The organism is Cupriavidus sp. CP313, from assembly GCF_054072015.1.
This window is the reverse complement of record NZ_JBSVZB010000009.1, coordinates 45,366-68,146: the sequence shown is the minus strand read 5'-3', so window position 1 is coordinate 68,146 and position 22,781 is coordinate 45,366. Positions and strand designations below refer to the sequence as shown.

Below are 22,781 nucleotides of genomic sequence, written 5' to 3'. Positions count from 1 at the left end.
ACAACAATAAATCAGGGAGACACCATGAACCATCGCCACGCGATCCGCCGCATTGCCGCCAGCGCCCTCGCCTTCGCCGCGGCGCTTGCCTGCGGCACCGCCCAGGCCCAGCCCAGGGCCGCCGTCTCTGACGATGTCGTCAAGATCGGCATGCTGCTCGACATGAGCGGCCTGTATGCCGATGTCACCGGCCGCGGCAGCGCCACTGCCGCGCAGATGGCCATCGACGATTTCGGCGGCAAGGTGCTGGGCAAGAAGATCGAGCTGGTGGTGGTCGATCACCAGAACAAGGCCGATATCGCCGCCAACAAGGCGCGCGAGTGGTTCGACACCGCCAATGTCGATGCCATCCTCGACGTGGCCGCGTCGGCGCCAGCGCTGGCGGTGCTTGAGGTTGCAAGACAGAAGAACCGCATCGTGGTGTTCTCCGGCCCGGGCACAGAGCGCATCACCAACGACCTGTGCACGCCGGTGTCAGTGCACTACGCCTACGACACCTACGCGCTGGCCAACACCACCGCGCGCGCGATGGTGCAGCGCGGCGGCAAGTCCTGGTTCTTCCTGACGGCGGACTACGCCTTCGGCCATACGCTGCAGGACTCGGCCACCGCCGTCATCAACGAGACCGGCGGCAAGGTGCTTGGCGCCGCGCGCCACCCGCTGGCCACCAGCGACTTTGCCTCTTACCTGCTGCAGGCGCAGGCCAGCAAGGCACAGGTGGTGGGCCTGGCCAATGCCGGCGGCGATACCGTCAACGCGATCAAGGCCGCCTCTGAATTCGGCCTGACCCGCAACAACACGCAGCGCATGGCGGGCCTGCTGCTCTATATCAACGACATCCACGCCATCGGCCTGAAGACCGCCTCCGGGCTGGTGCTGACCGAAGCTTTCTACTGGGATATGAACGATGCCACCCGAGCCTGGTCGCGCCGCTATTTCGACAAGCTCAGGAAGATGCCCAACATGAGCCAGGCAGGTGCGTATTCATCGGTGACGCACTACCTGAAGGCCGTGCAGGCAGCGGGTACCGACGAGACTGCGGCGGTGATGAAGAAGATGAAGTCGATGCCCATCAACGACTTCTTCGCCAGGAACGGCCGCATCCGCGAAGACGGCCGCATGATTCACGACATGTATCTGTTCGAGGTCAAGACGCCGGCCGAGTCCAAATACCCGTGGGACTACTACAAGGTACTGGCCACGGTACCGGGCGAGCAGGCGTTCATGCCGGTGTCGAAATCGCAGTGTTCGCTGGTCAGGCGCTGATGGCGGCGCCGGTGGGGATATCGGATTGGAGGCCCGAAGTACGCGAATGAAGATGGAATATGTGCCGGCTAGCGGCGGCATGCAACGTGGTGTCCGAACCCCGCGCCGAATTCCGACAAGCACAAATCCTAGTTTGTATCAGACAAATACAAACTAGGATTTGTGCCGTTGGAAAACATCCAGCGTTCGGTTTGCCGCTACGACTAATCCCTGGTCAGGTTCTCCAGCCACAGGCTCATCAATCCGGCACGGCCCCTGACGCCGAATTTCCGGAAAATGCCGGTCACATAGGAATGGGTCGTGGAAACGGCCAGCCCGAGGCGCTGGGCAATCTGTTTTTCCGATGCGTCGGTCAATAGTAGCCGCAAGACTTTCTGCTCGTGGGGCGCCAACGGAACGGAAGAAAGCGCCAGCCCAAGGTCAAGAATGCTCTCTTTCTTCAGCGCAGTGACATCTCGGGCAACCCCGACGCGCAGCCGTTCCGACTGGAGCCATCCGGCGGACCACATGATATGGACGGCACTGCCGTCCTTGTGGCGATAGCGGTTTTCAAAACCGATCCGCTTCTTTCCCGACATGACCTGCTTGGCCTCGACAATGGTCCGGTCCCGGTCGGCAGGCATGACGAGATCGATGATGAACTCGCCCGCCATATCCTTCGGTGTATAGCCAAAAATGCCCTCGCAGGCTGCACTGACATACTGGATGCGGCCGCCTGTGTCGACCAGGAATACGGCGTCCAGCAGATGGTCCGCGAACTCGGTGATGTCTTTTCCGATCTCGATACTCATGGCAGTCCAGACCCCCCGATGCTGGCGCTTTGATTGGACCCTTCGCCCGGGTTCCTCCGAACGCCGCTGGGTCAACGTGAAGACTAGATCACGCGCGAGCGCATGTACAGCGCTGGCATCGCTAAGACCGTTCAAGGCTTGCGAGCCGGCTAGACATTAACCAAGCCGCACGACTCCAAAAGCACCCTGCTGATTAGCAGGCTATTACCTTCTGCACGGTTTCGATACCATCATGCCGATCATTTGCCCGGTGCTTCGGTCACATAATAATGGCCCCGCCAGGGTCTTCCAAATCCGTAGTCAACGAGAGTTGGGGCAAATGAACGAAGCCTCAGCATTTCCTGCCTCTTGCGAGGGGGGGTCGAGGTCAGGAAGGGGAGCGGCCCGGCCCGCTGACAGAGGTGGCAGTGACCCCTGTCAGCGGGGACCGTGCAACGCCGCCGCAATACCCCGGGGCGTACATCTGGTCATGAGGATGTTGCCGGGGTGGAAAGGTCAGAGACGGCGAGTTGCCGCCGGAAAGCCTCGGAATCGTCGGTTGCCCGGGTGTTCGCTTCCGGGCCTCCTTCTCCCACGCGTTCGCGCGCGAAGTTGCCCAGGGTGCGCAAGGCATGAGCCGCGGATCGAAGGTAGCGCGACTGGAGATGGAATACGTGCCAGCGTGCGGAATGCACTTCAAGCCGGCATGGCACGCCGCACGCGGCGGCGTGGTCGGCCAGCCGGGTCGAGTCTGAAAGAAGTATCTCCTGGTCACCTACCTGGATCAGCATGGGCGGCAGCCCACTCAGGTCTGCCTTGAGGTGGCTTAGCGGCGCAGGGCCATGGGGTGCGCGATACCAGCGCAGTCCCTGTTCCAGCCAGCCTCTGCGGATCATCGGATCGATGCGGCGTCGGGTCGCCAATGTGGCTCCGCCCAGCGAGTCGTCCGTGACGGGTGAAATCAGCAGCAAGCCCGCGAGCGCCGGCACGCCGCGTTCCTTCAGGGCGAGCGCCAGGGCCAAGGCAAGCGCCCCGCCTGCCGAGTCCCCCGCAACGACGATCTTTTCCGGCGCGTAGCCCATGCCTCGCAAGGTCCTGTAGCAGGCGAGCGCATCGTCCAATGCAGCGGGATACGGATGCTCGGGCGCGAGCCGATAGTCCGGAACCCAGACCGGCATGCCCGATTCCACGGCCAGGCGCGTCGTGATGCTCCGGTGTGTATTGGGCCCGCCCAGGCAGAAGGCGCCTCCATGCAGGTACAGGATGACGGCACCGCCCTCTGCCGTTTTTGGCGCAACGATCTCGACCGGCACATCCTCGGCGGCACTTCGGTAGCGGATCACGTCATTCACGCCAGGCATGAGCGGGGACAGCAGGCTCACAACGCACCGCTGGAAGCCCGCCCCGAAAGGTGGCCCCACGAGCGGCCGGAAGCTTGCACGCAGCAGTCCGCGCAAGAGTCCGGCCTTCAATCTCTCCAGTGCGGCTTGCGGCTCGACGACGATGGCGCCTGCCCTGCCGGCGTGCCCTTCAGGCAGCGGTCGCGTGAAAAGATAGGCCTGAAGACTCGAAAACCTGGTTTGCCACCGATATGTCAGGGTGAAGCCTGGCCAGTTAGTGCTGTTATGGCCGTTGGCATCCACATACCAGCTCTTGCAGCCGCTCCAGACCGAGTTGGCCAGGCGCTGCTGTATGCCTGCGTTGAAGCGCTGGTAGCGGCGATCGTCCACCTCTATCGCTGTCGCATTGGCGGCGCGCATGGCCTTGCAGCAACGTATGACGTGCGCAATCTGGCTCTCAAGCATGTACACGATCGAGTTGTGGCCAAGGTTGGTATTCGGCCCGTAGAGCATGAAGAAGTTCGGAAAGCCCGGCACCGTGAGTCCGAGGTACGCCTGGGCACCGCCGCGCCATGCGTCGTTCAGGACCCTTCCCGCCCGGCCCGTAATGCGCATGGGCGACAGGAACTCAGTCGCGGCGAATCCGGTGCCATAGATGATGGCGTCAACCGGATGACTGACACCGTCCACAGTCTCGATACCGTTCTCTGTCACCCTGCGGATGCCGTCGGTCACCAGCTCTACATTGGGCTTGCTGAGCGCGGCAAGATACTCGCTGGATAACAGGATGCGCTTGCAGCCGATCGGGTAGTCAGGTGTCAGCCTGGCGCGCAGCGCGGCATCCGGCACCTGTCTGGCGAGCAGCCGCTGAAAGGGCCTGCCGACGGCCTGGCGCATGATGCCGCTAAAGCGTGTGAACGCCAGGGCGCGGGCTTCGTAGCGGACATAGATGGCGGCCCGATGGAGCTTCATCGTCCACGGCAGCCGGCTGAACAAGGTCTTCTGCATCGGGCCGTAGGGTTGGTCGGGCCGCGGAACGATATAGGCCGGCGATCGCTGGAAAACCGTCAGCGTCTCCACCTGGTCGGAAATGGCGGGGACAAACTGGATGGCGGAGGCCCCCGTTCCAATCACGGCAACGCGCTTTCCCGCGAGCGAATAGCCATGATCCCAGGCCGCGGAGTGAAAGGTGCGCCCCTTGAAAGCCTCCAGCCCGGGCAACTTGGGGGAAACGGGCCGGCTCAGTTGACCGGTCCCGCTGACCAGCAGTGCGGCACGCAGGGTCGTGCCGTCGACGAGGTCGACCAGCCATTGGGAACCCGGCTCGTCAAACCTTGCACCGGCGACTTCGGCACCGAACCGGATGTGCGACCCCAACCCGTACTTCTGCGCGCAGTGTCGCAGGTAGGCGTGGATTTCGGCCTGCGGTGCAAAGGTGCTCGACCAGTTCGGGTTGGGCTCGAAAGAGAATGAGTACAGGTGCGAGGGTACATCGCAGGCTGCGCCCGGATAGCTGTTGTCCCGCCACACGCCACCGACGTCATGCGAACGTTCCAGGATGACAAAGTCCTTGATTCCCGCACGTTGGAAGGCGACGGCCATGCCAATGCCGGCGAACCCGGCCCCAATGATGATGGCCGCCAGTGGCTGCCCGGCTTCCGGGCCCTGGTTGAAATCAGATGCATGCATGCTGGGCTTCCTTATGCGCCGACTTGATAGCCCGGATATTGCGTTTGACACGGGAAAGCACCAATGCTGGGACGGGACAATTGCTTTAGTATTTGGGCCAAACCGGCTCACCTAGGGTTTCCCTGTATGAACTTCTGGGACTTCACCCGGAGTCCGGCCAGCGCGCGGCTGCTGGTCGATTTCGGCGTAGAGCGCGGACTGTCCGCGCCCGGACTGCTTGCAGGAAGCGGGCTTTCTGCCCTGCAACTGGGCGATCCGAATGTCGAGGTCACTGCCGAGCAAGAACTGTCCGTGGTCAGCAACCTGCTGCGTCAGCTGAAGCAGCCATCGGGCGGGCTCGGCTTCGAGGTGGGGGCGCGCTATCACTTCTCGACCTACGGCCTCTGGGGCTACGGCCTGATCGCGAGCGCCACGGCAGCGGACGCGCTCGCGCTGGCGCTGCGATTCCTGCCGCTGACCTATGCCTTCACCGCCCCTTCGTATCACGAGGACGGCACGCTTGGCGTTCTTGGCTTTGCGGAGCCTGATCTGGCTGGTGACCTCAGGCGCTTCCTGGTCGAGCGGGACATGGCAGCAGCGGCAGTGCTGCTGCGGGAGGTTTGCGGCGATGCGTTTTCATTGGCCCGGTTCACGCTCAAGGCAAATCGGGTACCGATGGGGCAGGCGTCCGAAATCGTCAGGCGCGTCTTCGGCATGAGCCCGGACACCTCCGCGCGGCTGAACAGCCTGGCATTCGACCGGGCACTCCTGAGCCGGCCGCTGCCGCAGGCTGATCCCGTTACGGTCTCGATGTGCGAGCAGATGTGTGGCCGCCTGATGGAATCGCGACGGGTCCGGGCCGGCGCCGCCGCCACGATTCGCCAGTATCTGAACGTGGTGCCTGGCGCCATGTCTTCCACACTGGAAGACATGGCGCGGCTGATGAATACCAGTCAGCGCACATTGAAGCGCCGCTTGCAAGACGAGGGGACAAGCTACAGAACGTTGCTCGCCGAAGCGCGTGGCGGCTTTGCCAAGCAATTGCTGCTCGACCACAGCCTGACACTGACGGAGATCGCAGTGAGGCTGGGCTTCAGCGATTTATCAAGCTTCTCGCAGGCATTCAAGCGTTGGTACGGCGTCGCGCCCACCACGTTTCGCGATCGCGCCTCGCGCTAGCAATATCTCGTTCGTCATCGGGACATCCGTTCCATTCAGTTGCCAGGAAGCGGCGCTCATTGAATCTGCGCGATCCGCAGCAGGTTGGTGGTTCCCGCCACCAGGAACGGCAGCCCGGCGGAGATGACGATGGACTGCCCGGTTTCGCCAAACCCCTCGGCCAGCACAGTGCTGCTGGCCAGATCGGTCATTTCCAGCACATCCACCACCTCGCGGCAGAGCACGGCGTGCACGCCCCAGGTGAGCGTCAGCCGCCTGGCCGTGGTCATCCGGGGCGTCATGCCGAGGATGGGCACCTGCGGCCGCTCGCGCGCCATGCGCAGCGCCGAGTAGCCCGAGCTGGTATAGGCGACCGTCGCCGGCACCCTGAGCAAGCGCGCGATGTGCCGCACGGCGTAGCCGATGGCATCGGCCGCTTCCGCGCGCGGCGGGGTGTGGGATGCCTCGATGGCGTCGCGGTACAGCGGGTCGGATTCGGTGCGGGAGATAATGCTGTTCATCATGCGCACCGCCTCCACCGGATACCGGCCGGAAGCCGACTCGGCCGACAGCATCACCGCATCGGCACCGTCGTAGATGGCGGTCGCCACGTCTGACGCTTCCGCGCGGGTGGGCACGGGGGCGGCAATCATCGATTCGAGCATTTGCGTGGCAACGATGACCGGCTTGCCGGCCTTCCGGCACGCCCGGACGATCTGCTTCTGCAGCGACGGCACTTGCTCGGCGGGCATCTCCACGCCGAGGTCGCCGCGCGCGACCATGATGGCATCGGCCTCGGCGACGATGAGGTCCAGGCTCTGGATGGCGGCGGGCTTCTCCAGCTTGGCCACGATGCCGGCGCGGCCGTTGACGATTGCCTTGATCTCCCGGATGTCTTCCGGCCGCTGCACGAAGGACAGCGCGATCCAGTCCGCGCCCAGCGCCAGCCCGAAGTCGAGGTCGCGCCGGTCTTTCTCGGTCATGGCCGACAGCGGCAGCACCGCGTCCGGCACGTTCACCCCCTTCCGGTCCGAGAGCGGGCCGCCGTTGATGACCGTCGTCTCGGCGAAGTCGGCGCCGCACCGGTCGACGCGCAGCCGGATCTTGCCGTCGTCCAGCAGCAGCTCCACGCCCTCGCTCAGGGCGGCGAAGATCTCTGGGTGCGGCAGGCTGACCCGGTTGGCTGATCCGGGCGCCGCGCTGTCCAGGTCCAGCCGGAAGCCGGCCCCCGCGGCGAGTTGCACCGGCCCGTCGGCGAAGGTGCCGATGCGCAGCTTCGGACCCTGCAGGTCGAGCAGCACACCGATGGGACGGCCCCGTTCGCGCTCCACGGCGCGGATGGCTTCGAACCGTTGCCGGTGGTCGTCATGGGTGCCGTGGCTGAAGTTGAGCCGAAAGACATCGGCGCCGGCCTCGAACAGCGCGTCGATGAGCTGTGGGGTGCTACTCGCGGGACCGAGCGTGGCCACGATCTTGGCGTTGCGAAGGCGTCTCATGCCATTGCTCCATGTCAGCGCGCGACGGGAGCCGCGCGTAAATCGTTCACCCTGGTCAGGTGTTCTGTACGACGATGCTCGGGAACTTGCTGGTCATGTCGCGCGCCTTGTCGGCAATCTTGATCGCCACCCTGCGCGCGATGGCGCGGTACATCTCGGCCACCGGGCTGTCGGGCTCGGCCACCACGGTCGGGCGGCCGGAGTCGGCCTGCTCGCGGATCTGCAGGGTCAGCGGCAGGCTGCCCAGCAGGTCCACGCCGTAGTCGGCGCACATCTTCTCGCCCCCGCCCTGGCCGAAGATATGCTCGACATGGCCGCAGTTCGGGCAGCAGTAGACCGCCATGTTCTCGACGATGCCCAGGATGGGAATGCCCACCTTCTCGAACATCTTCAGGCCCTTCCTGGCATCCAGCAGCGCGATGTCCTGTGGCGTGGTGACAATCACCGCGCCGGTGACCGGCACCTTCTGCGACAGCGTCAGCTGAACGTCGCCGGTGCCCGGCGGCATGTCGACGATCAGGTAGTCCAGGTCGTGCCAGTTGGTCTGGCGCAGCAGCTGCTCCAGCGCCGAGGTCACCATCGGGCCGCGCCATACCATCGGGTTGCCCTGCTCGATCAGGAAGCCGATCGAGTTGGCCTGCAGGCCGTGCCCTTCCAGCGGCTCCATGGTCTGGCCGTCGGCGGATTCCGGGCGGCCGTCGATGCCCAGCATCATCGGCAGGCTCGGGCCATAGATGTCTGCGTCGAGCATGCCGACGCGCGCGCCTTCTGCCGCCAGCGCCAGCGCCAGGTTCACGGCCGTGGTGGACTTGCCCACCCCGCCCTTGCCCGACGCCACCGCGATCACGTTCTTCACGCCCGGCAGCAGCTTGACGCCGCGCTGCACCGCGTGCGCGACGATCTTCATGGTCACGGCCACGCTGACATTGCTCACGCCCGGCACTTGCCGCAACGAAGCCACCACCAGCTTGCGGATCGGATCGAACTGGCTCTTCGCGGGGTAGCCGAGTTCGACTTCCAGCGATACATCGCGGCCGTCGACCCGGATATTCCTGGCCGAGCGGGTGGACACCAGGTCCTTGCCCGTATTGGGGTCGATGACGGTGCGCAGGGCTTCGGTGACCTGCTCAGGGCTGACGCTCAAGACATACTCCGCTGCTGGTGAATGTAGGGAGGCATGCACCAGGCGTGCTTTGGCGGCGTGGCTGCAATGCTGGAAAGATTATCCGGCCACCCCCATCCGGTAAATTCAGAGTTTCTTGGCCCCTGCATAAGGAATGCCTTAAGCGCGGGCCATGCCGCACCCGCCTGAGGACGCCTGACGGTAGAAAGAAGGCGATGCCTTCCAGTGGAGGAATCCATCAGTCGTCGCCTGTCAGAGCAGGTCCAGCCAACGACTGTCCGTGCGCACCAGGTGCCGGCCACGGTCGAAGCGCGTATAGCCAACACGGTCGAAGAATTCCAAGACCTGAACTGCACGCTTGCGTCCGAGCCCGGTGGCATTGCGAAACGCCGCTGCGACGACCGTGCCGGCGTTCCTGCTGGCGTCGGCAGCGGCAAACAAGGCCAGCTCGCGAATAGCCTCCGGATCGTAGAAGAGGTCGTGCACGACCTGAAACGTCTCGCCATGACGCGCGAGCTTGCGCATCAGCTGCCGCACCCTGTCCTCCGGCACGCCATGCGCGCTCGCCAGCTCACGCACCCATGGCGGATCAAAGCGCCCCGCTTTCATGTCCTGCTGCAGTGTCGCGGCAAGCGTGCGATCCGCATCGTCGAGCGTCACGGTGTGCTCGGGCAGGTGCAGCCAGGGGCCGTTCCTGACGATCTCGCCGCGCGCGCAGGCGTCATCGACGAGCGCACTCCACAACGCGTCTTGCGCCAGCGGTGCGGCGATCCTGCGCAAACGCGCCACCTCCGGGCCGAGCACATCCGGCGAGCGTTGGTGGAATTGCCGGAGCGCAGTGGTCAATCGCGCCGCCAGCGCCCGCCATCCCGCGCTGGACACCAGCAAGGCATCGTCGCCCGGAAGTTCAATCACGCGCGTGTCACACGGCAGCTCGATTGCCGCCGCCGGCATGCCGCTCAGCCGTTCCAGCAACGCGCGCGACAGCCCGTTTGGCGCCTGATCGAGCAATGCCCCGACCGAGCCAGTGTCAAGCATGGCCTGCATCGCGTCGAGCCACGCCAGCCGCGCCGGGGAACGGCGTTTGCGCGCGGGCGCGAACGGATCCAGTACATCACCGCCGCCGATGGTGCGGCTAGCCTGCGCGTTCCTCACGACAAAGGGATCGCCAGGCAGCGCGCACACCGGCCGCTCGAACACAAGCTGCACGCGCGCGCGCTGGCCGGGGGCAAGCGTCGGGCCATCGAGCAACGCGACATGCGCCACCTGGTGCTGCGTGCCCAGGTGAACATGCATGGGCGCCCAGTGCTCCAGCGCTGGGGCGTCGGGCAACAGGGTCAGCATCACATCGATGCGCTCCGACGCCTGCGCCAGGCGCACATCGACAATCCAGTCACCGCGGTCAATCGCGCCCTTGTCGATGCCGGCCAGATTCAGCGCGCAGCGCTGCCCCGCCCGTCCGGCAGCAGCAGGACGATTCTGCGCATGGATGCTGCTCACGCGCACAGACTCGTTCTTCGGCGCGAGCAACACCCTGTCGCCGACATGGATGCGCCCGGACACCACGGTTCCCGTCACGATCGTCCCTTGTCCGGCAAGCGTGAAGACCCGGTCAACCGCAAGGCGGAACAGCCCGTCGTCGCGCTTGATGCGCGACGCAGCCGCGGCGGCGTGCAGGTGCCGCTTCAACGCGTTCACACCCGGATCGTCGGCGCGCGTTGCACAGGTTTCAAAAACCGGTGCATCTTCCAGCATGCTGCCGCGCCGAAACGACGCGATCTCCTCTCGCACCTGCCGCAGCCGCGCGTCATCCACGCGATCGACCTTGGTCAGCGCAATCGCGCCGCGCCGGATACCGAGCGGTTGCACAATGGCCAGGTGCTCGCGCGTTTGCGGCATCACGCCGTCATCGGCGGCGACCACGAGCAGCGCGAAGTCAATACCGCATGCGCCCGCGGCCATGGTGTGAATAAGCTTTTGGTGGCCCGGGACATCGACCAGGCCGAGCACGTCGCCGTTCTCGAGCGGCACGTACGCATAGCCAAGCTCGATCGAGAAGCCGCGCGCCTTCTTTTCCTTCAGGCGGTCGGTATCCATGCCCGACAGCGCCCTGACCAGGCTGGTCTTGCCGTGATCGATATGTCCTGCCGTGCCGACGATCATGGCTGCGTCAGGTAGCCCGGTAGCCTGACGCGACGGAGACCATCAGGGACTGTCGCCGGAATATCCTCGTCGTGAACATGCATGGTCTCCTCTATCTTGTTTGAATGGCTGATGAGGCTTGCTCAAGCGTGCACCGATACCGCTGCGCATAGTGTTCCTTCATCGTTGGAGACAAGATATCTGCCCGCCCACTTAAGGTAAATTCAGCGATTCTTTGCCTGCCTATAAGAGATTCCTTAAGTGACAACTGGATGGACAGATTGACCCGAACGACCTAGCCCAGCGTGGACATTTTGTCCATCGCGGGGGGCCCGCAGCGCTTGCAGCGCGCCGGAACCGCCCGACTACCCAGGGATGCCGTCACAGGCATGGGCCTTGCTTCAGCGGTCTGGATCGGCTGGCCGACCATGTCGCCACAAAGCAGGAAAGGAGTCGAACTCTCATGGCGAAAGTCCTATGTGTCCTTTATCCGGATCCGGTCTCCGGATATCCGCCGCACTATGTCCGCGATGACATTCCGGTGATCACGACATTTGACAACGGCCAGACTGCCCCGGCCCCGAAGGCAGCGCTCGGATTCACGCCCGGCGAACTTGTGGGGTCAGTCTCAGGCGAGCTGGGTCTTCGCAGCTATCTGGAGGGACTGGGCCACGAACTCATCGTGACCAGCGACAGAGATGGGCCCGACTCTGCGTTTGAGAAGCATCTTCCCGATGCTGAAGTGGTTATTTCGCAGCCATTCTGGCCGGCTTACCTGACCAGGGAGCGAATCGCCAGGGCAAGGAAGCTGAAGCTTGCGCTGACTGCGGGCATCGGCTCCGATCATGTCGATCTAGAGGCTGCTGCGCGTGCCCACATCACCGTCGCCGAAGTGACGGGATCGAACAGCATCAGCGTGGCAGAGCACGTCATATTGACGATGCTCGCGCTGGTCCGCAACTACCTGCCATCACACGAGGTCGCTGTTGATGGCGGTTGGAACATCGCCGACTGCGTGTCACGCAGCTATGACATGGAAGGCATGCATTTCGGTACGATTGGCGCCGGCCGGATCGGTCTAGCGGTGCTGCGCAGGCTCAAGCCTTTTGGCCTGCAGTTGCATTACACCCAGCGGCACCGTCTCAGCCCGGAGATCGAGCAGGAGCTGGGCCTGACTTTCCACCCCGATGCCGAATCGCTCGTGGGCACCATGGACTTTGTCAGCCTGCAGATACCGCTTTATCCCTCAACCATGCATTTCTTTGATGACAAGATGCTCGCCAGGATGAAGCGCGGCGCCTACCTCATCAATACGGCGCGCGCAGAACTAGTTGACCCCGACGCGGTTGTGCGTGCGGTCAAGTCCGGCCATATTGCCGCCTATGGCGGTGACGTGTGGTTCCCCGAACCAGCCCCCCCGGATCATCCCTGGCGAACCATGCCTTTCAACGGCATGACACCCCATATCTCCGGGACCTCGCTCTCCGCGCAGGCACGCTATGCCGCTGGCACGCTGGAAATCCTGGAAAGCTATTTCGATGGCACCCCCATTCGCGAGGAATATCTCATCGTTGACGGTGGCGGACTTGCGGGCACGGGTGCCAGATCCTACAAGTTAACGTGAGCCCCAGCGCCGGCGTTGCGCAATCTGCAACGGCGACTGATACTGCCTGGTCAGGAGAAAATGAATGGCCAGAGGCACCACACAATTCGTGTAGGCTTATGTGTTGAATTCTCTTCCGTCAGCCCGAACCGTATCGGTTTAACCAACATGAAGAGCCCGATGCCTACAAACGTCCCCGAACCGCAAGCCGTTTCCGGCACAGTCACCCGCAGCGCCATATTCATCGTTGCCACACTCACCGACGGCGACGACCACGCCGACACCGTCCGCGCGTGGTGTGCCGACGTTGCCGCAGTCGTGCGCGCGGTCGGCCATCGTGTGCCGTCAGGCAACCTGTCCTGTGTCTGCGGCTTCGGCTCCGACGCGTGGGACAGGCTGTTCGGCAAGCCCCGTCCCGCGGCGCTGCATCCGTTCCGGGAGTTCGGCACCGGCGATCGCGTCGCCATCGCGACGCCGGGTGACCTCCTGTTGCACATCCGTGCCGATTCGATGGACCTCTGCTTTGAGCTTGCCACGCAACTGCTCGGCAAGCTCGGCGATTCGATCCAGGTTGTCGACGAGGTGCACGGCTTTCGCAACTTCGACATGCGCGCGATGATCGGCTTTGTCGATGGCACGGAGAATCCGGCCGGACGCGAGGCGGTCGATTTCACGGTGATCGGCAACGAAGATGCCGAGTTTGCCGGTGGCAGCTACGTCATCGTGCAGAAGTATCTGCACAATATGACGGGGTGGAATGCCCTTCCCGTGGAGACACAGGAACTGATCATCGGGCGCAAGAAACTGTCCGATATCGAACTGGACGAAGAGGTCAAGCCCTCGTCATCGCACAGTTCGCTGACGACGCTGGTCGAGAACGGGCAGGAAGTGAAGATCCTGCGTGACAACATGCCGTTCGGGCGCCCGGGCGCGGGCGAGTTCGGCACCTACTTCATCGGCTACGCCCGTTCGCCCGCGCCGATCGAGAAGATGCTCGAGAACATGTTCGTCGGATTGCCGCCCGGCAATTACGACCGGCTGCTTGACTTCAGCAAGGCAGTCACCGGCAGCCTGTTCTTTGTCCCGTCGGCCGACCTGCTTGAAGGGCTTGCGGACAGCGAAGGCCCTGCTGCCCGCCCGGCAAGTAGTGGTTGCTGATTGAGCCGGCGCAACCCGTTTCGGCGCGCCGGCTGACTACAGCCTCCCCCGCTACGTCAGTTGATACTGACGGTCCGGTAATTTCTCCTCGGGGATCTCCCGATTGGAAAGCTCCAGTAGCGAGCGCTCGATATTGCGTGCGATGGCGTCGAGTGCCAGTGCGTTGGGCGCCTCGCTGAATGGCTCGGAAACTTCGTCGGCGATCGCTTCCAACGCGATCAGCGTGTATGCGACAAAGACGCAGATGATTGGCGTGAACAGCTCCGTCGAATCCACCAGGCCAAACGGGAGCATGATGCAATAGGCATACACGGTGCGATGCAGCAGGACCCCGTAGGAAAACGGTATCGGGGTGGATGCAATGCGCTCGCACCCGCCGACTGTCGTCGCCAGTTCGTTGATCTGGGCGTCAAGCATCCAGAGCTTGTTCTCCGAGATCACGGCACGAAATTGCAGGCGCGAGAGTTTATGGCGTAACTCATTAAGGATTGCCGTCGGCCGATAGTGCTTTGAGCGCAAGGCCTCCATCGCGTCGTGCCCGACAAGCCGAACGAGATCGTGGGTCGGGTCCGTCTTGCGAAGCTCGTGCTTTAGCGAATAGGTAAACGCAATCAGGCTATTGACCAGCTGGATTCGATCCTCACTGCGGTCCTCGGGGAGGTAACACAGTATCTGCGAGGTGAGCGAGCGTGAGGCGATGAGCACGTGCCCCCAAAGGTAGCGTGCCTCTTTGAAGCGTTCGTAGCTGGCATTGTTCCGGAACGCAAGAAAGATGGTCAGCGCCACGCCAAAGAGTGTGAAAGGGGCGGTATTGAGCGGAATCTTTTCGCCCAGTATCCGCCCTTGGGTCAGGACAGCGAAGCCGCTGACAAGAGCCAGGAAGAGTAGCTGCGGAATGATGGCCTGCAATACTGACCCGCTCCATACGAACAGCATGCTGAACCAGTTTCTCTTTGGCCGTACGATCATGATTTTTCTTGTGGGGAAGCTTTATCTCAGAACGAACTGCATACGAGCTTAGTGACTTGCTGGTTCAGGTCATCCATGTATCGTGTCGCTGGGCAATGCCCTCCTCCCGCGGCCACGCCAGATCTCGAGCCGCGCTTTGCCAGGTCGCCTGAAGCTCGCCCCGGGTTACGTCACCTCCGCACGCAACACCCGTACGGGAATGGACTTGTACGATGGCGTTCCGCTTTCCTTGTCAATGTAGTCCAGCGGCACCAGCACATTCGCCTCCGGGTAATACGCCGCCACCGAACCCCGTGCGATATTTGCATAAGCGATCGCAGTGATCTTCTTCAAGCGCAGTTGCCTGCCGGTTACGATGGTCTCGATGTCGACCAGGTCGCCATGCTCCAGTCCGCGCGCCGCCATGTCGTCTTCATGCATGAACAGCACATCGCGCCGGCCGAATACGCCTCGATAGCGATCGTCCAGCGCATAGATCGTTGTGTTGTACTGGTCGTGGCTGCGGATCGTCATCAGGCGCAGGACATTTTCTCCGCCGAGCACGTCAGCGTCTTCCTTCACCCCGCCATACACGGAGAACATGGCTTTCCCAGTCGGCGTCGGCCACTTGCGCTCGGTCGGCGGAAGCGGCAGGCGGAAGCCCCCCGGCGTCCTGATGCGTGCGTTGAAGTTTTCGAAGCCGGGCACGGTCTTTTCGATCAGGTCGCGGATCTTGTCATAATCGGCAACCAGATCCAGCCATGGGACCTTGCTGTTCGGCATGGTCGCGTTGGCCATGCCGGCCACGATTGAAGGCTCGGAACGCAGCTCTTCAGAGGCCGGCGTGAGCTTTCCGGCCGATGCGTGGACCATTGACATCGAATCCTCGACCGTCACCGATTGTGGCCCGGTCGCCTGTACATCAAGTTCCGTTCGGCCCATGCACGGCAGCACGTACGTTTCCTTCGCCACCAGCAGATGCGAGCGATTGAGCTTGGTACCAATATGGACGCTCAGGTCGAGCTTCCCCATCGCGGGAAAGGATTGCTCGGAATCGGGCAGCGCTACCGCGAAGTTTCCGCCCAGGCAAATCAGGGCCTTGGCCGTGCCGTCTATCATTGCCTGCATCGCCTTGACGGCATCATGTCCGTGCGTCTGCGGCGGCTTGAACCCCAAGGCATCCTCGATCTGCTTAAGGAAGCTGTCCGTCGGTCTCTCGGTAATACCGACCGTTCGATTTCCCTGCACGTTGGAATGGCCACGCAATGGGCAGATACCAGCGCCGGGCTTGCCAAAGTTTCCGCGCAGGAACAACAGATCGGCAATCAGGCGGACATTGGCAGTGCCCTTGGCGTGCTGGGTGACGCCCATGCCATAGGTGACGATCGTCGCATTCGATTTCGCGTAAAGGTCTGCCACCTGCTCAAGATCCGCACGGGTGAGTCCGCTCGCCTTCTCGATGTCTTCCCACGACGTGGCTGCCAGGTCCGCGGCAAATGCGTCGAAACCTTCGGTATGCACCGCGATGAAATCACGGTCCAGAATGTCTCCCTGAGCCGCGTCCATGGCCAGGAGGGCCTTCATGATCCCTTTGAGCGCGGCCGCGTCGCCTCCGGCGTCGACCTGATAATACGTTGAGGCGATCCTGGTCGAGCCGTAAGTCGCCATTTCAAGCCAGTTCTGGGGATCCGCGAACCGTTCGAGCGCACGCTCGCGCAGCGGATTGAACACGACGATGGGTACGTTGCGCCGTGCGGCTTCATGAAGCGTTCCCATCATTCGAGGGTGATTCGTCCCGGGATTGTGGCCGATGGCGATGATGAGCTCGCAACTGTCGAAGTCTTCCAGCGACACCGTTCCTTTGCCGATTCCGATCGACTGCGGCAAGCCCACGCTGGTGGGTTCGTGGCACATGTTCGAGCAATCGGGGAAGTTGTTCGTGCCATATTCCCGCGCGAACAGCTGGAAGAGAAAAGCTGCTTCGTTCGACGCCCTGCCTGAGGTATAGAACTCGACCTGGTCGGGCGACAGCCCACGCAGGATTTCACCGATGCGAGCGAACGCCGCACCCCAATCGACCGCCCGGAACGTGTCAGTGGCGCGATCGTAGACCAGCGGATGGGTAAGTCGGCCCATATCCTCCAGTTCAAAATCCGATCGTTGCAACAGCGACGCCACAGTGTTGCTTTCAAAAAACTCTGGCCGCACCCGTTTGCTGGTCGCTTCCCAGGTGACGGCCTTGGCACCGTTCTCGCAGAACTGGAACGTGGACTTGTGCTCTTTGTCAGGCCACGCGCAGCCCGGACAATCGAAACCGTCGGGCTGATTGGTGCGAAGCAGCGTGATCGGCGCCTTGACGCTATCCATTTGCAGGCGGATGGCCTGGGTAGTCGCGCGAAGCGCACCCCAACCACCAGCGGGTCCGTCATACGGCCTGATGCCTGGCACTTCCCGTCGAATAGCCATGTCTGCTCCATGAACGTGAACCGCTCCAGACACCCTGGAGGCAACGGTTGCCCGAGTACTGCCGCAATGCGAGCTTTTCATAACGATAGACTCGGCCTCCGGCTCAGCAAGTAGCAGTTACAAATAGTGCGTCGACCGCGACCACATGCTTAATCGATCGCAAGATGCGCGCAGAAAATCGCTTATCCGGTGCATTCCAGCGTAATAGGCAGGCGAGATTTCTCCGGGCGACGAACGCGCTGAACCCGGCTATTCTGGTTAGTCGTAGGCTGGACTGCTGGCGTCGCGACCATGGCCTTGGCCGTGGCGTCGATAGGCGGCTTCCATGACCGCGACTGCACGGAAAGCACAATGAGCCACGTCAGGCCGAAGCGGCCACCCGGCAGCCCGCGTTTCATTTTCGCGGAGAGGCGATGAGGCGGGATTTGCCAGCTGAAGACAGTAGCGCCGGCATTGAAGAGGTACCGGCGCAGCGCACGGTCGCGGTCAGGCGCTGGCGTCACGGCGCCGTGACGGCCGAAGACGACCACCTGGCCGAAGAAGTGCCGGTCGCGCTGGAGTACAACGGCATCTCGCATGCGGTCATGCTGGCCACGCCCGCCGATCTCGATGACTTCGCGATCGGCTTCAGCCTCAGCGAAGGCATTGTCAACCAGGCGTGCGAGATCTACGGCATCGACGTGGAAGCCGGCGGGAACGGCGTGACGGTCAAGATAGAGATCGCCTCCGCCGCCTTCGCCAGGCTGAAGACCCGGCGTCGCGCGCTGGCGGGGCGTACGGGCTGCGGCCTGTGCGGCACCGAGTCGCTTGAAGACGTCATGCGCATGCCGCAGCCGGTGCAGAGCACGGCCATCTTCGATCCGTCAGTTTTCGACGCGGCGTTCGCCGCCTTGCACAACCGCCAGACGCTGCTGCGTGATACCGGTGCGACCCATGCAGCCGGATGGCTGCGCGCGGACGGCACGCTGGTGCTGGTGCGCGAGGACGTGGGGCGCCACAATGCGCTCGACAAGCTGGCAGGCGCACTGGCAAGCGGCACTGAGGATACCAGGAGTGGCGCGGTGATCGTCACCAGCCGGGCCAGCTACGAGATGGTGCTCAAGACGGCATCGATCGGTGCCGGGATACTTGCTGCGGTGTCCGGCCCAACGGCGCTGGCCGTGCGGATGGCGGAATCCACGGCGGTGACACTGGCCGGTTTTGTGCGCAGTGGCAGCCTGGTCGTCTATTCACATCCCGAACGCCTGCGGATTGCCTAGGTTGCCGATTACGCCCCGGATCCTGTCGTCTCCTGCTCGAACGCGGCCTCCGCCCGAAGGCTCGCCAGGTCGCGCCCGACTGTGGCGACCGCAAGCCGCTTGTCCTTGCTCCAATAGGTCACCGTACAGTCATGCGCGGCGGGATCGCCGTCGACATCAAAACGATCCCATTGCTCCGCATGGCCTACGTAGTTGATGGCCACATCATAGTGCTGGGTCCAGAAGAAAGGCACTGCCGCAAAGCGTTGCCGCTGTCCCAGGATATTTCGCGCTGCCACCACGCCCTGGCGCTCGGCGACCACCCAGTGTTCGACGCGGATACGCTGGCCCGTTCCCGGGTCGGGCCAGCGCGCAATATCGCCCGCGGCATAGATGCCAGGTTCGCTCGTCTGAAGAAATTCATCGACTGCCACACCCTTGTCCAGCGCGAGGCCAGCGTCCTGCGCCAAGGCCACGTCGGGGCGAACGCCAATCCCTGTCACGACCAGATCGGCGGCCAGCTCCGCGCCAGTCGACAATTTCACCCGATCCGGCTGAATCTCTGCCACCGTGGCCCCGAGATGAAACGTTACCCCGTGCGATTCATGAAGCGTCTTGATCATGTCGCCGAGCGCCGCACCCAGGACCCGCTCCATCGGATGCGCTTCGGGCGCGACAACATGCACTTCAAGGCCTCGCGTTCGCAGCGCTGCCGCGACTTCCATCCCGATAAAGCTTGCGCCCACCACGACGCATCGGCGTGCCGTGCCGAGACGCGCGATCAAGGCGTCGCAGTCGGCCAGCGTACGGAGCACGCCCACGTGCGGCAACGATGCGCCAGGAACGTCGAGCCGTATTGGCACGGCACCGACGGCAAGCAAAAGCGCGCCGTAGCTCACGTTGCTGCCATCCGAGAGCGTGACGGATTTTTGCGCAGGGCTGAGCTTGACGACACGGTTGTCGGATCGCACGTCGATGTCGTGATCCGCGTAGAACGTCGGTGGCCGCATTGGGAGCCAGTCCGCGTTTGCCGTCCCGGCGAGGTAGTCTTTCGACAGATTCGGCCGGTCGTACGGCAATGAGCGATCGGCGCTCAACAGCGTGACGGGGCCGCTATAGCCTTCCCGCCGCAGGGTTTCGACCGCGGCAGTCCCGGCCGCGCCGCCCCCGATAATCACCACGGATTCAGGGAGTCGGGTCGAGGCAAGTCGCGGTGGCCGCACCGCCGGCAGCGCTTCACGGACGAAGGCCTTCCCGTCTTGCTGTTCCACACGCCAGCATTTCAGATCGTCCTGTGCGGGCGGCCCCAGGACCTCGCCGGTACGAAGACTGAAGCAGGCGTGATGCCATGGACATCGGATCGTGTCGCCGACCAGCAGGCCGTCCGCCAGTGGCGCGCCATAGTGGGTACAGGTCGCACCGATGGCAAACAGCGCATCGGCCCGACGTACGAGCAAGACCGGTTCGCCGCCAACCTGGCCCGTCAACATGCCGCCTTCAGCGATATCAGCCAGCGGTACCCCCTGGGCAAGATCGGGTTCATCCGTGGACGAAGAGCGTTCGGTCATGGCGTCTCTCCTTGCCGGTCATGGCACAGGGCCATTATCAACCCCGATACCGTCAAATGAAAGGCGCATGCAGCGTTACAAACTGCGCGACGGCACGGATACTATTCACGCATGACCAGCCTCCTTTCCTGACGAAGGGTCACCCGGATGACTGCCCTATGAACAGACCCGCCCGCTTCGCTATCGGCAAGCGCATTGCACCCGCACGCTTTCTGCTGTGCGGGGCCATATTGATCGTTGCGACCTTCGCCGCGGGTGCGCTCGGCGCAGAGCCACGCATTGCACTTCTGATCGGCTTCGATCTAGCGGCCCTTGTCTTCCTTGGCGCCGCGCTGCCGCTGTTGCGCGCAGATCCTGCGGCCATGCGGCGCACGGCGCAAGACAACGATGCCAACCGCGTGGCGCTGCTCACGATCACCGTGCTGCTTTCGATGGTGATCCTGGTTGCGATCGGGACGCTGATCGCGCGCCCCGAGACACCGCACTGGGCCGACATTGCGCTGATCGTCGCCACGCTTATCCTGTCCTGGCTTTTTGCCAACACCGTTTTCACGCTGCACTATGCGCATCTCTTCTATCTCCAGACCGCCAGCGGCGACCGGGGCGGGCTGCAGGTGCCGGGCGTGCAGGAGCCCAGCTATTGGGACTTCCTCTATTTCAGCTTCACGCTGGGCATGACTTTCCAGACTTCGGACGTGACCATCGCCGGCGCACACATGCGCCGGGTGGTCCTGGGCCACTGCGTGGCCGCGTTTCTGTTCAACATGGGGATTCTGGCGTTCACCGTGAACGCCCTGGGTGGCTTGTAGCCGACTTGGCCACGCGGCCAAAGTGTTCCTGGACAAACTCCTTGCATCCCGCCGGATACTGTATATATTTACAGTAACTGTATAGATGAACAGTAGGAGTCCCGTCCATGGAACACCTGATCCGTGTGCAAAACGACTATGACCGCCAGGTGCTGGCCTGGCTGCGCGGGCGCATCGGCGATGCCGCGCTGCAGACCGCGGCGCTGCGCTTGGGCGGCCAGCGCAAGCCTTACCTGTCAACGATCTGCCGCAGCCTGGGCATTCGCCCGCCCAGCCGGCGCCAGTTCGCGGCCGAGTCGGCGCGCATGCACCGCGCGGTGGGCGATACCTACCTGGCCCGTATCCGCGAAATCCTTGGCCAGTCACCTGCCGAAGCTGCCCTCCACCAATAAGCAGTAGCCGATCACCGGCCACACCGGCGCCGCCGGGCTCGCACCGGCCGTATCATGAAGCTCCGTTGCCGTCACACGGCACGGGGCTTTTTTTCATCCCTAGCCAAGGCCGATATGAGCGAACACCGAATCCCTACCGCCGCCCTGCACCAGTGGGTGGCCGATCTCTGGCTTGCCGCGGGCAGTAGCGCGCAAGAGGCGCGCCTGACGGCCGACCACCTGGTCGGCGCCAACCTGAGCGGGCATGACTCGCACGGCGTCGGCATGATCCCGCGCTATGTGCTGGCCTGGCAGGCCGACGAGCTGCAACTGAACCAGCAGGCCAGCGTGCTGCACGATGCCGGCAGCATGCTGAGCCTGGACGGCAACCGCGGCATGGGCCAGGCGGTGACGGCGCAGGCCATGGACATGGCCATCGGCCGCGCGCGCGAGCATGGCGTCTGCGTGATGGGCCTGCGGCAGTCGCACCACCTGGGGCGCGTGGGCCACTGGGCCGAGCAGGCCACCGCCGCCGGCATGATCTCGATCCACTTCGTCAACGTGCTGTCCAAGCCCATCGTGGCGCCGCACGGCGGCTACGATGCGCGCTATGGCACCAACCCGTTCACCATCGGCGTGCCGGTGGCGGGCGAGCCGCCGCTGGTGCTGGACTTCGCCACCAGCGCGATTGCGCTGGGCAAGGTGCGCGTGGCCCACAACAAGGGCGTGCCGGTGGCGCCCGGCTGCCTGCTGGACGCGCACGGCGAGCCCACCGCCGACCCTGCCGTGATGTACCCCGCCGACGGCGCGCCGCAAGGCGCGCTGCGGCCCTTTGGCGAGCACAAGGGCCATGTGCTGGCCGTGATGTGCGAGCTGCTGGGCGCCGCGGTCACCGGCGGCCACACCATTCGCCCGGAAACCCTGCGGCATGAGCATGCGGTCTGGAACAACATGCTGGCGATCGTGTTCGATCCCGCGCGCCTGGGCACCAGCACGTCGTTCGGGCATGAGGTGGCGGCGTTCGCCGACTGGATGAAGGCCTCGCGGCCGCAGCCCGGGCAGGATGGCATCCGCCTGCCGGGCGAGCCCGAACGGGCCTGGCGCGCCGCCCGCGCCACCCATGTCCCGGTCGACGCCGGCACGCTGGCGCAGCTGGACGACTCGGCCGCGCGGGTGGCGGCCGCGCGCGCCAGCGCGCAGCCTGCGCCGGGGCCGCTGTCTGCGCTGGCGTGCGACTGACTATCTGTTTTGTCAAGTCATTCCTCTCGCGACACCCGGGCGGAAGGCCAATAGCAACAACGGTTTGCGAGCATCCAAGGCGTGGCTTCATGGCTTGACCTTGCGGTCAGGGGCCAACTAGGTGCCAGTAGAAGAAGGTTGTAGAATCCCCACGCATCTTGTTACGTGCGAATGGTGAAACTGGGATAAGCAGGACAGAGGAAATCGACTTCGCCACAGAGAACGAGAGCCATTTCGTTTCCGCAGTATTGCCCATGGCGTACCGCTCCGGCCCGACCTTTCCGATCCTTGATCGCAAGTAGGCGAGTCGGCCGGTTCTGCACCATCAAGGCGGCCACATTGAACACTTGGCCTTCGGCGGAAGCCGGTAGATTCACCGGCACATCGCCCGGACGCAGCATGCCGACCGCGTGATGTA

Annotated in this window: 16 protein-coding genes; 8 read left to right on the top strand and 8 right to left on the bottom strand. The window is 63.6% G+C overall.

From position 1 onward, the window contains the following. The first annotated feature begins 24 nt into the window (after positions 1 to 24). Positions 25 to 1,266 (top strand): ABC transporter substrate-binding protein, encoded by a 1,242-nt coding sequence (locus tag ACW4E8_RS14770; protein WP_456805167.1) that lies wholly within the window; start codon positions 25 to 27, stop codon positions 1,264 to 1,266. Between the two features lie 203 nt (positions 1,267 to 1,469). Here the strand turns inward: ACW4E8_RS14770 and ACW4E8_RS14765 are convergent, their stop codons facing one another. Both ACW4E8_RS14765 and ACW4E8_RS14760 read right to left on the bottom strand, forming a co-directional pair. Then, complete coding sequence (locus ACW4E8_RS14765) at positions 1,470 to 2,057, bottom strand: helix-turn-helix transcriptional regulator (protein ID WP_456805166.1); 588 nt, start codon at positions 2,055 to 2,057, stop codon at positions 1,470 to 1,472. A gap of 467 nt (positions 2,058 to 2,524) precedes the next feature. Beyond that, the gene (locus ACW4E8_RS14760) at positions 2,525 to 5,065 is read right to left on the bottom strand and encodes a flavin-containing monooxygenase (protein WP_456805165.1); all 2,541 of its coding nucleotides are present in this window, start codon (positions 5,063 to 5,065) and stop codon (positions 2,525 to 2,527) included. Between the two features lie 126 nt (positions 5,066 to 5,191). On the opposite strand from ACW4E8_RS14760, the gene ACW4E8_RS14755 reads away from it, so the two are divergent. Further along, positions 5,192 to 6,223, top strand: coding sequence for an AraC family transcriptional regulator ligand-binding domain-containing protein (locus ACW4E8_RS14755; protein ID WP_456805164.1), 1,032 nt, complete (start codon positions 5,192 to 5,194; stop codon positions 6,221 to 6,223). A 56-nt stretch (positions 6,224 to 6,279) separates the two neighbouring features. Here the strand turns inward: ACW4E8_RS14755 and pyk are convergent, their stop codons facing one another. The 3 genes from pyk to selB form a co-directional block, all read right to left on the bottom strand. Beyond that, on the bottom strand, positions 6,280 to 7,698 hold the full coding sequence (gene pyk, locus ACW4E8_RS14750; RefSeq protein WP_456805163.1) for a pyruvate kinase: 1,419 nt from the start codon (positions 7,696 to 7,698) through the stop codon (positions 6,280 to 6,282). 55 nt (positions 7,699 to 7,753) lie between these two features. Beyond that, positions 7,754 to 8,842: an iron-sulfur cluster carrier protein ApbC gene (apbC, locus tag ACW4E8_RS14745; protein ID WP_456805162.1), complete on the bottom strand. Its 1,089-nt coding sequence runs from the start codon at positions 8,840 to 8,842 to the stop codon at positions 7,754 to 7,756. A gap of 231 nt (positions 8,843 to 9,073) precedes the next feature. Continuing rightward, positions 9,074 to 10,984: a selenocysteine-specific translation elongation factor gene (gene selB, locus ACW4E8_RS14740; RefSeq protein WP_456805161.1), complete on the bottom strand. Its 1,911-nt coding sequence runs from the start codon at positions 10,982 to 10,984 to the stop codon at positions 9,074 to 9,076. A 442-nt stretch (positions 10,985 to 11,426) separates the two neighbouring features. Between selB and ACW4E8_RS14735 the strand changes: the two genes are divergently transcribed. Next, the gene (locus ACW4E8_RS14735; RefSeq protein ID WP_456805160.1) at positions 11,427 to 12,587 is read left to right on the top strand and encodes an NAD-dependent formate dehydrogenase; all 1,161 of its coding nucleotides are present in this window, start codon (positions 11,427 to 11,429) and stop codon (positions 12,585 to 12,587) included. A gap of 159 nt (positions 12,588 to 12,746) precedes the next feature. Beyond that, on the top strand, positions 12,747 to 13,724 hold the full coding sequence (locus tag ACW4E8_RS14730; RefSeq protein WP_456805291.1) for a Dyp-type peroxidase: 978 nt from the start codon (positions 12,747 to 12,749) through the stop codon (positions 13,722 to 13,724). A gap of 51 nt (positions 13,725 to 13,775) precedes the next feature. Here the strand turns inward: ACW4E8_RS14730 and ACW4E8_RS14725 are convergent, their stop codons facing one another. Together ACW4E8_RS14725 and ACW4E8_RS14720 are read right to left on the bottom strand one after the other, a co-directional pair. Further along, the gene (locus ACW4E8_RS14725; protein ID WP_456805159.1) at positions 13,776 to 14,693 is read right to left on the bottom strand and encodes a bestrophin family protein; all 918 of its coding nucleotides are present in this window, start codon (positions 14,691 to 14,693) and stop codon (positions 13,776 to 13,778) included. A gap of 165 nt (positions 14,694 to 14,858) precedes the next feature. After that, positions 14,859 to 17,138 (bottom strand): FdhF/YdeP family oxidoreductase, encoded by a 2,280-nt coding sequence (locus ACW4E8_RS14720; RefSeq protein ID WP_456805158.1) that lies wholly within the window; start codon positions 17,136 to 17,138, stop codon positions 14,859 to 14,861. Positions 17,139 to 17,551: 413 nt separating this feature from the next. On the opposite strand from ACW4E8_RS14720, the gene fdhD reads away from it, so the two are divergent. Next, the gene (gene fdhD / locus ACW4E8_RS14715) at positions 17,552 to 18,397 is read left to right on the top strand and encodes a formate dehydrogenase accessory sulfurtransferase FdhD (protein ID WP_456805157.1); all 846 of its coding nucleotides are present in this window, start codon (positions 17,552 to 17,554) and stop codon (positions 18,395 to 18,397) included. 8 nt (positions 18,398 to 18,405) lie between these two features. Here the strand turns inward: fdhD and ACW4E8_RS14710 are convergent, their stop codons facing one another. After that, a complete protein-coding gene (locus tag ACW4E8_RS14710) occupies positions 18,406 to 19,944 on the bottom strand; it encodes an FAD-dependent oxidoreductase (RefSeq protein ID WP_456805156.1) in 1,539 nt (512 codons plus the stop codon). A gap of 56 nt (positions 19,945 to 20,000) precedes the next feature. Here ACW4E8_RS14710 and ACW4E8_RS14705 point away from each other — a divergent pair, with 56 nt between their 5' ends. From ACW4E8_RS14705 to ACW4E8_RS14695, 3 genes are all read left to right on the top strand, one after another. Beyond that, positions 20,001 to 20,753 carry a DUF1345 domain-containing protein gene (locus ACW4E8_RS14705; RefSeq protein ID WP_456805155.1) on the top strand — a complete coding sequence of 251 codons (753 nt, stop codon included), beginning with the start codon at positions 20,001 to 20,003 and terminating at the stop codon, positions 20,751 to 20,753. A 107-nt stretch (positions 20,754 to 20,860) separates the two neighbouring features. After that, the gene (locus tag ACW4E8_RS14700; RefSeq protein ID WP_456805154.1) at positions 20,861 to 21,145 is read left to right on the top strand and encodes a hypothetical protein; all 285 of its coding nucleotides are present in this window, start codon (positions 20,861 to 20,863) and stop codon (positions 21,143 to 21,145) included. A gap of 114 nt (positions 21,146 to 21,259) precedes the next feature. Continuing rightward, entirely contained in the window at positions 21,260 to 22,363 is a 1,104-nt protein-coding gene (locus ACW4E8_RS14695; RefSeq protein WP_456805153.1) for a malate/lactate/ureidoglycolate dehydrogenase, read from the top strand. Positions 22,364 to 22,781: the final 418 nt, after the last annotated feature.

Bases quoted from the DNA above. Each gene is read 5' to 3' on its own strand.
- ACW4E8_RS14770 (WP_456805167.1), top strand. From the start codon at position 25: ATGAACCATCGCCACGCGATCCGCCGCATTGCCGCCAGCGCCCTCGCC.
- ACW4E8_RS14765 (WP_456805166.1), bottom strand. From the start codon at position 2,057: ATGAGTATCGAGATCGGAAAAGACATCACCGAGTTCGCGGACCATCTG.
- ACW4E8_RS14760 (WP_456805165.1), bottom strand. From the start codon at position 5,065: ATGCATGCATCTGATTTCAACCAGGGCCCGGAAGCCGGGCAGCCACTG.
- ACW4E8_RS14755 (WP_456805164.1), top strand. From the start codon at position 5,192: ATGAACTTCTGGGACTTCACCCGGAGTCCGGCCAGCGCGCGGCTGCTG.
- pyk (WP_456805163.1), bottom strand. From the start codon at position 7,698: ATGAGACGCCTTCGCAACGCCAAGATCGTGGCCACGCTCGGTCCCGCG.
- selB (WP_456805161.1), bottom strand. From the start codon at position 10,984: ATGATCGTCGGCACGGCAGGACATATCGATCACGGCAAGACCAGCCTG.
- ACW4E8_RS14735 (WP_456805160.1), top strand. From the start codon at position 11,427: ATGGCGAAAGTCCTATGTGTCCTTTATCCGGATCCGGTCTCCGGATAT.
- ACW4E8_RS14730 (WP_456805291.1), top strand. From the start codon at position 12,747: ATGCCTACAAACGTCCCCGAACCGCAAGCCGTTTCCGGCACAGTCACC.
- ACW4E8_RS14725 (WP_456805159.1), bottom strand. From the start codon at position 14,693: ATGATCGTACGGCCAAAGAGAAACTGGTTCAGCATGCTGTTCGTATGG.
- ACW4E8_RS14720 (WP_456805158.1), bottom strand. From the start codon at position 17,138: ATGGCTATTCGACGGGAAGTGCCAGGCATCAGGCCGTATGACGGACCC.
- fdhD (WP_456805157.1), top strand. From the start codon at position 17,552: ATGAGGCGGGATTTGCCAGCTGAAGACAGTAGCGCCGGCATTGAAGAG.
- ACW4E8_RS14710 (WP_456805156.1), bottom strand. From the start codon at position 19,944: ATGACCGAACGCTCTTCGTCCACGGATGAACCCGATCTTGCCCAGGGG.
- ACW4E8_RS14705 (WP_456805155.1), top strand. From the start codon at position 20,001: ATGAAAGGCGCATGCAGCGTTACAAACTGCGCGACGGCACGGATACTA.
- ACW4E8_RS14700 (WP_456805154.1), top strand. From the start codon at position 20,861: ATGGAACACCTGATCCGTGTGCAAAACGACTATGACCGCCAGGTGCTG.
- ACW4E8_RS14695 (WP_456805153.1), top strand. From the start codon at position 21,260: ATGAGCGAACACCGAATCCCTACCGCCGCCCTGCACCAGTGGGTGGCC.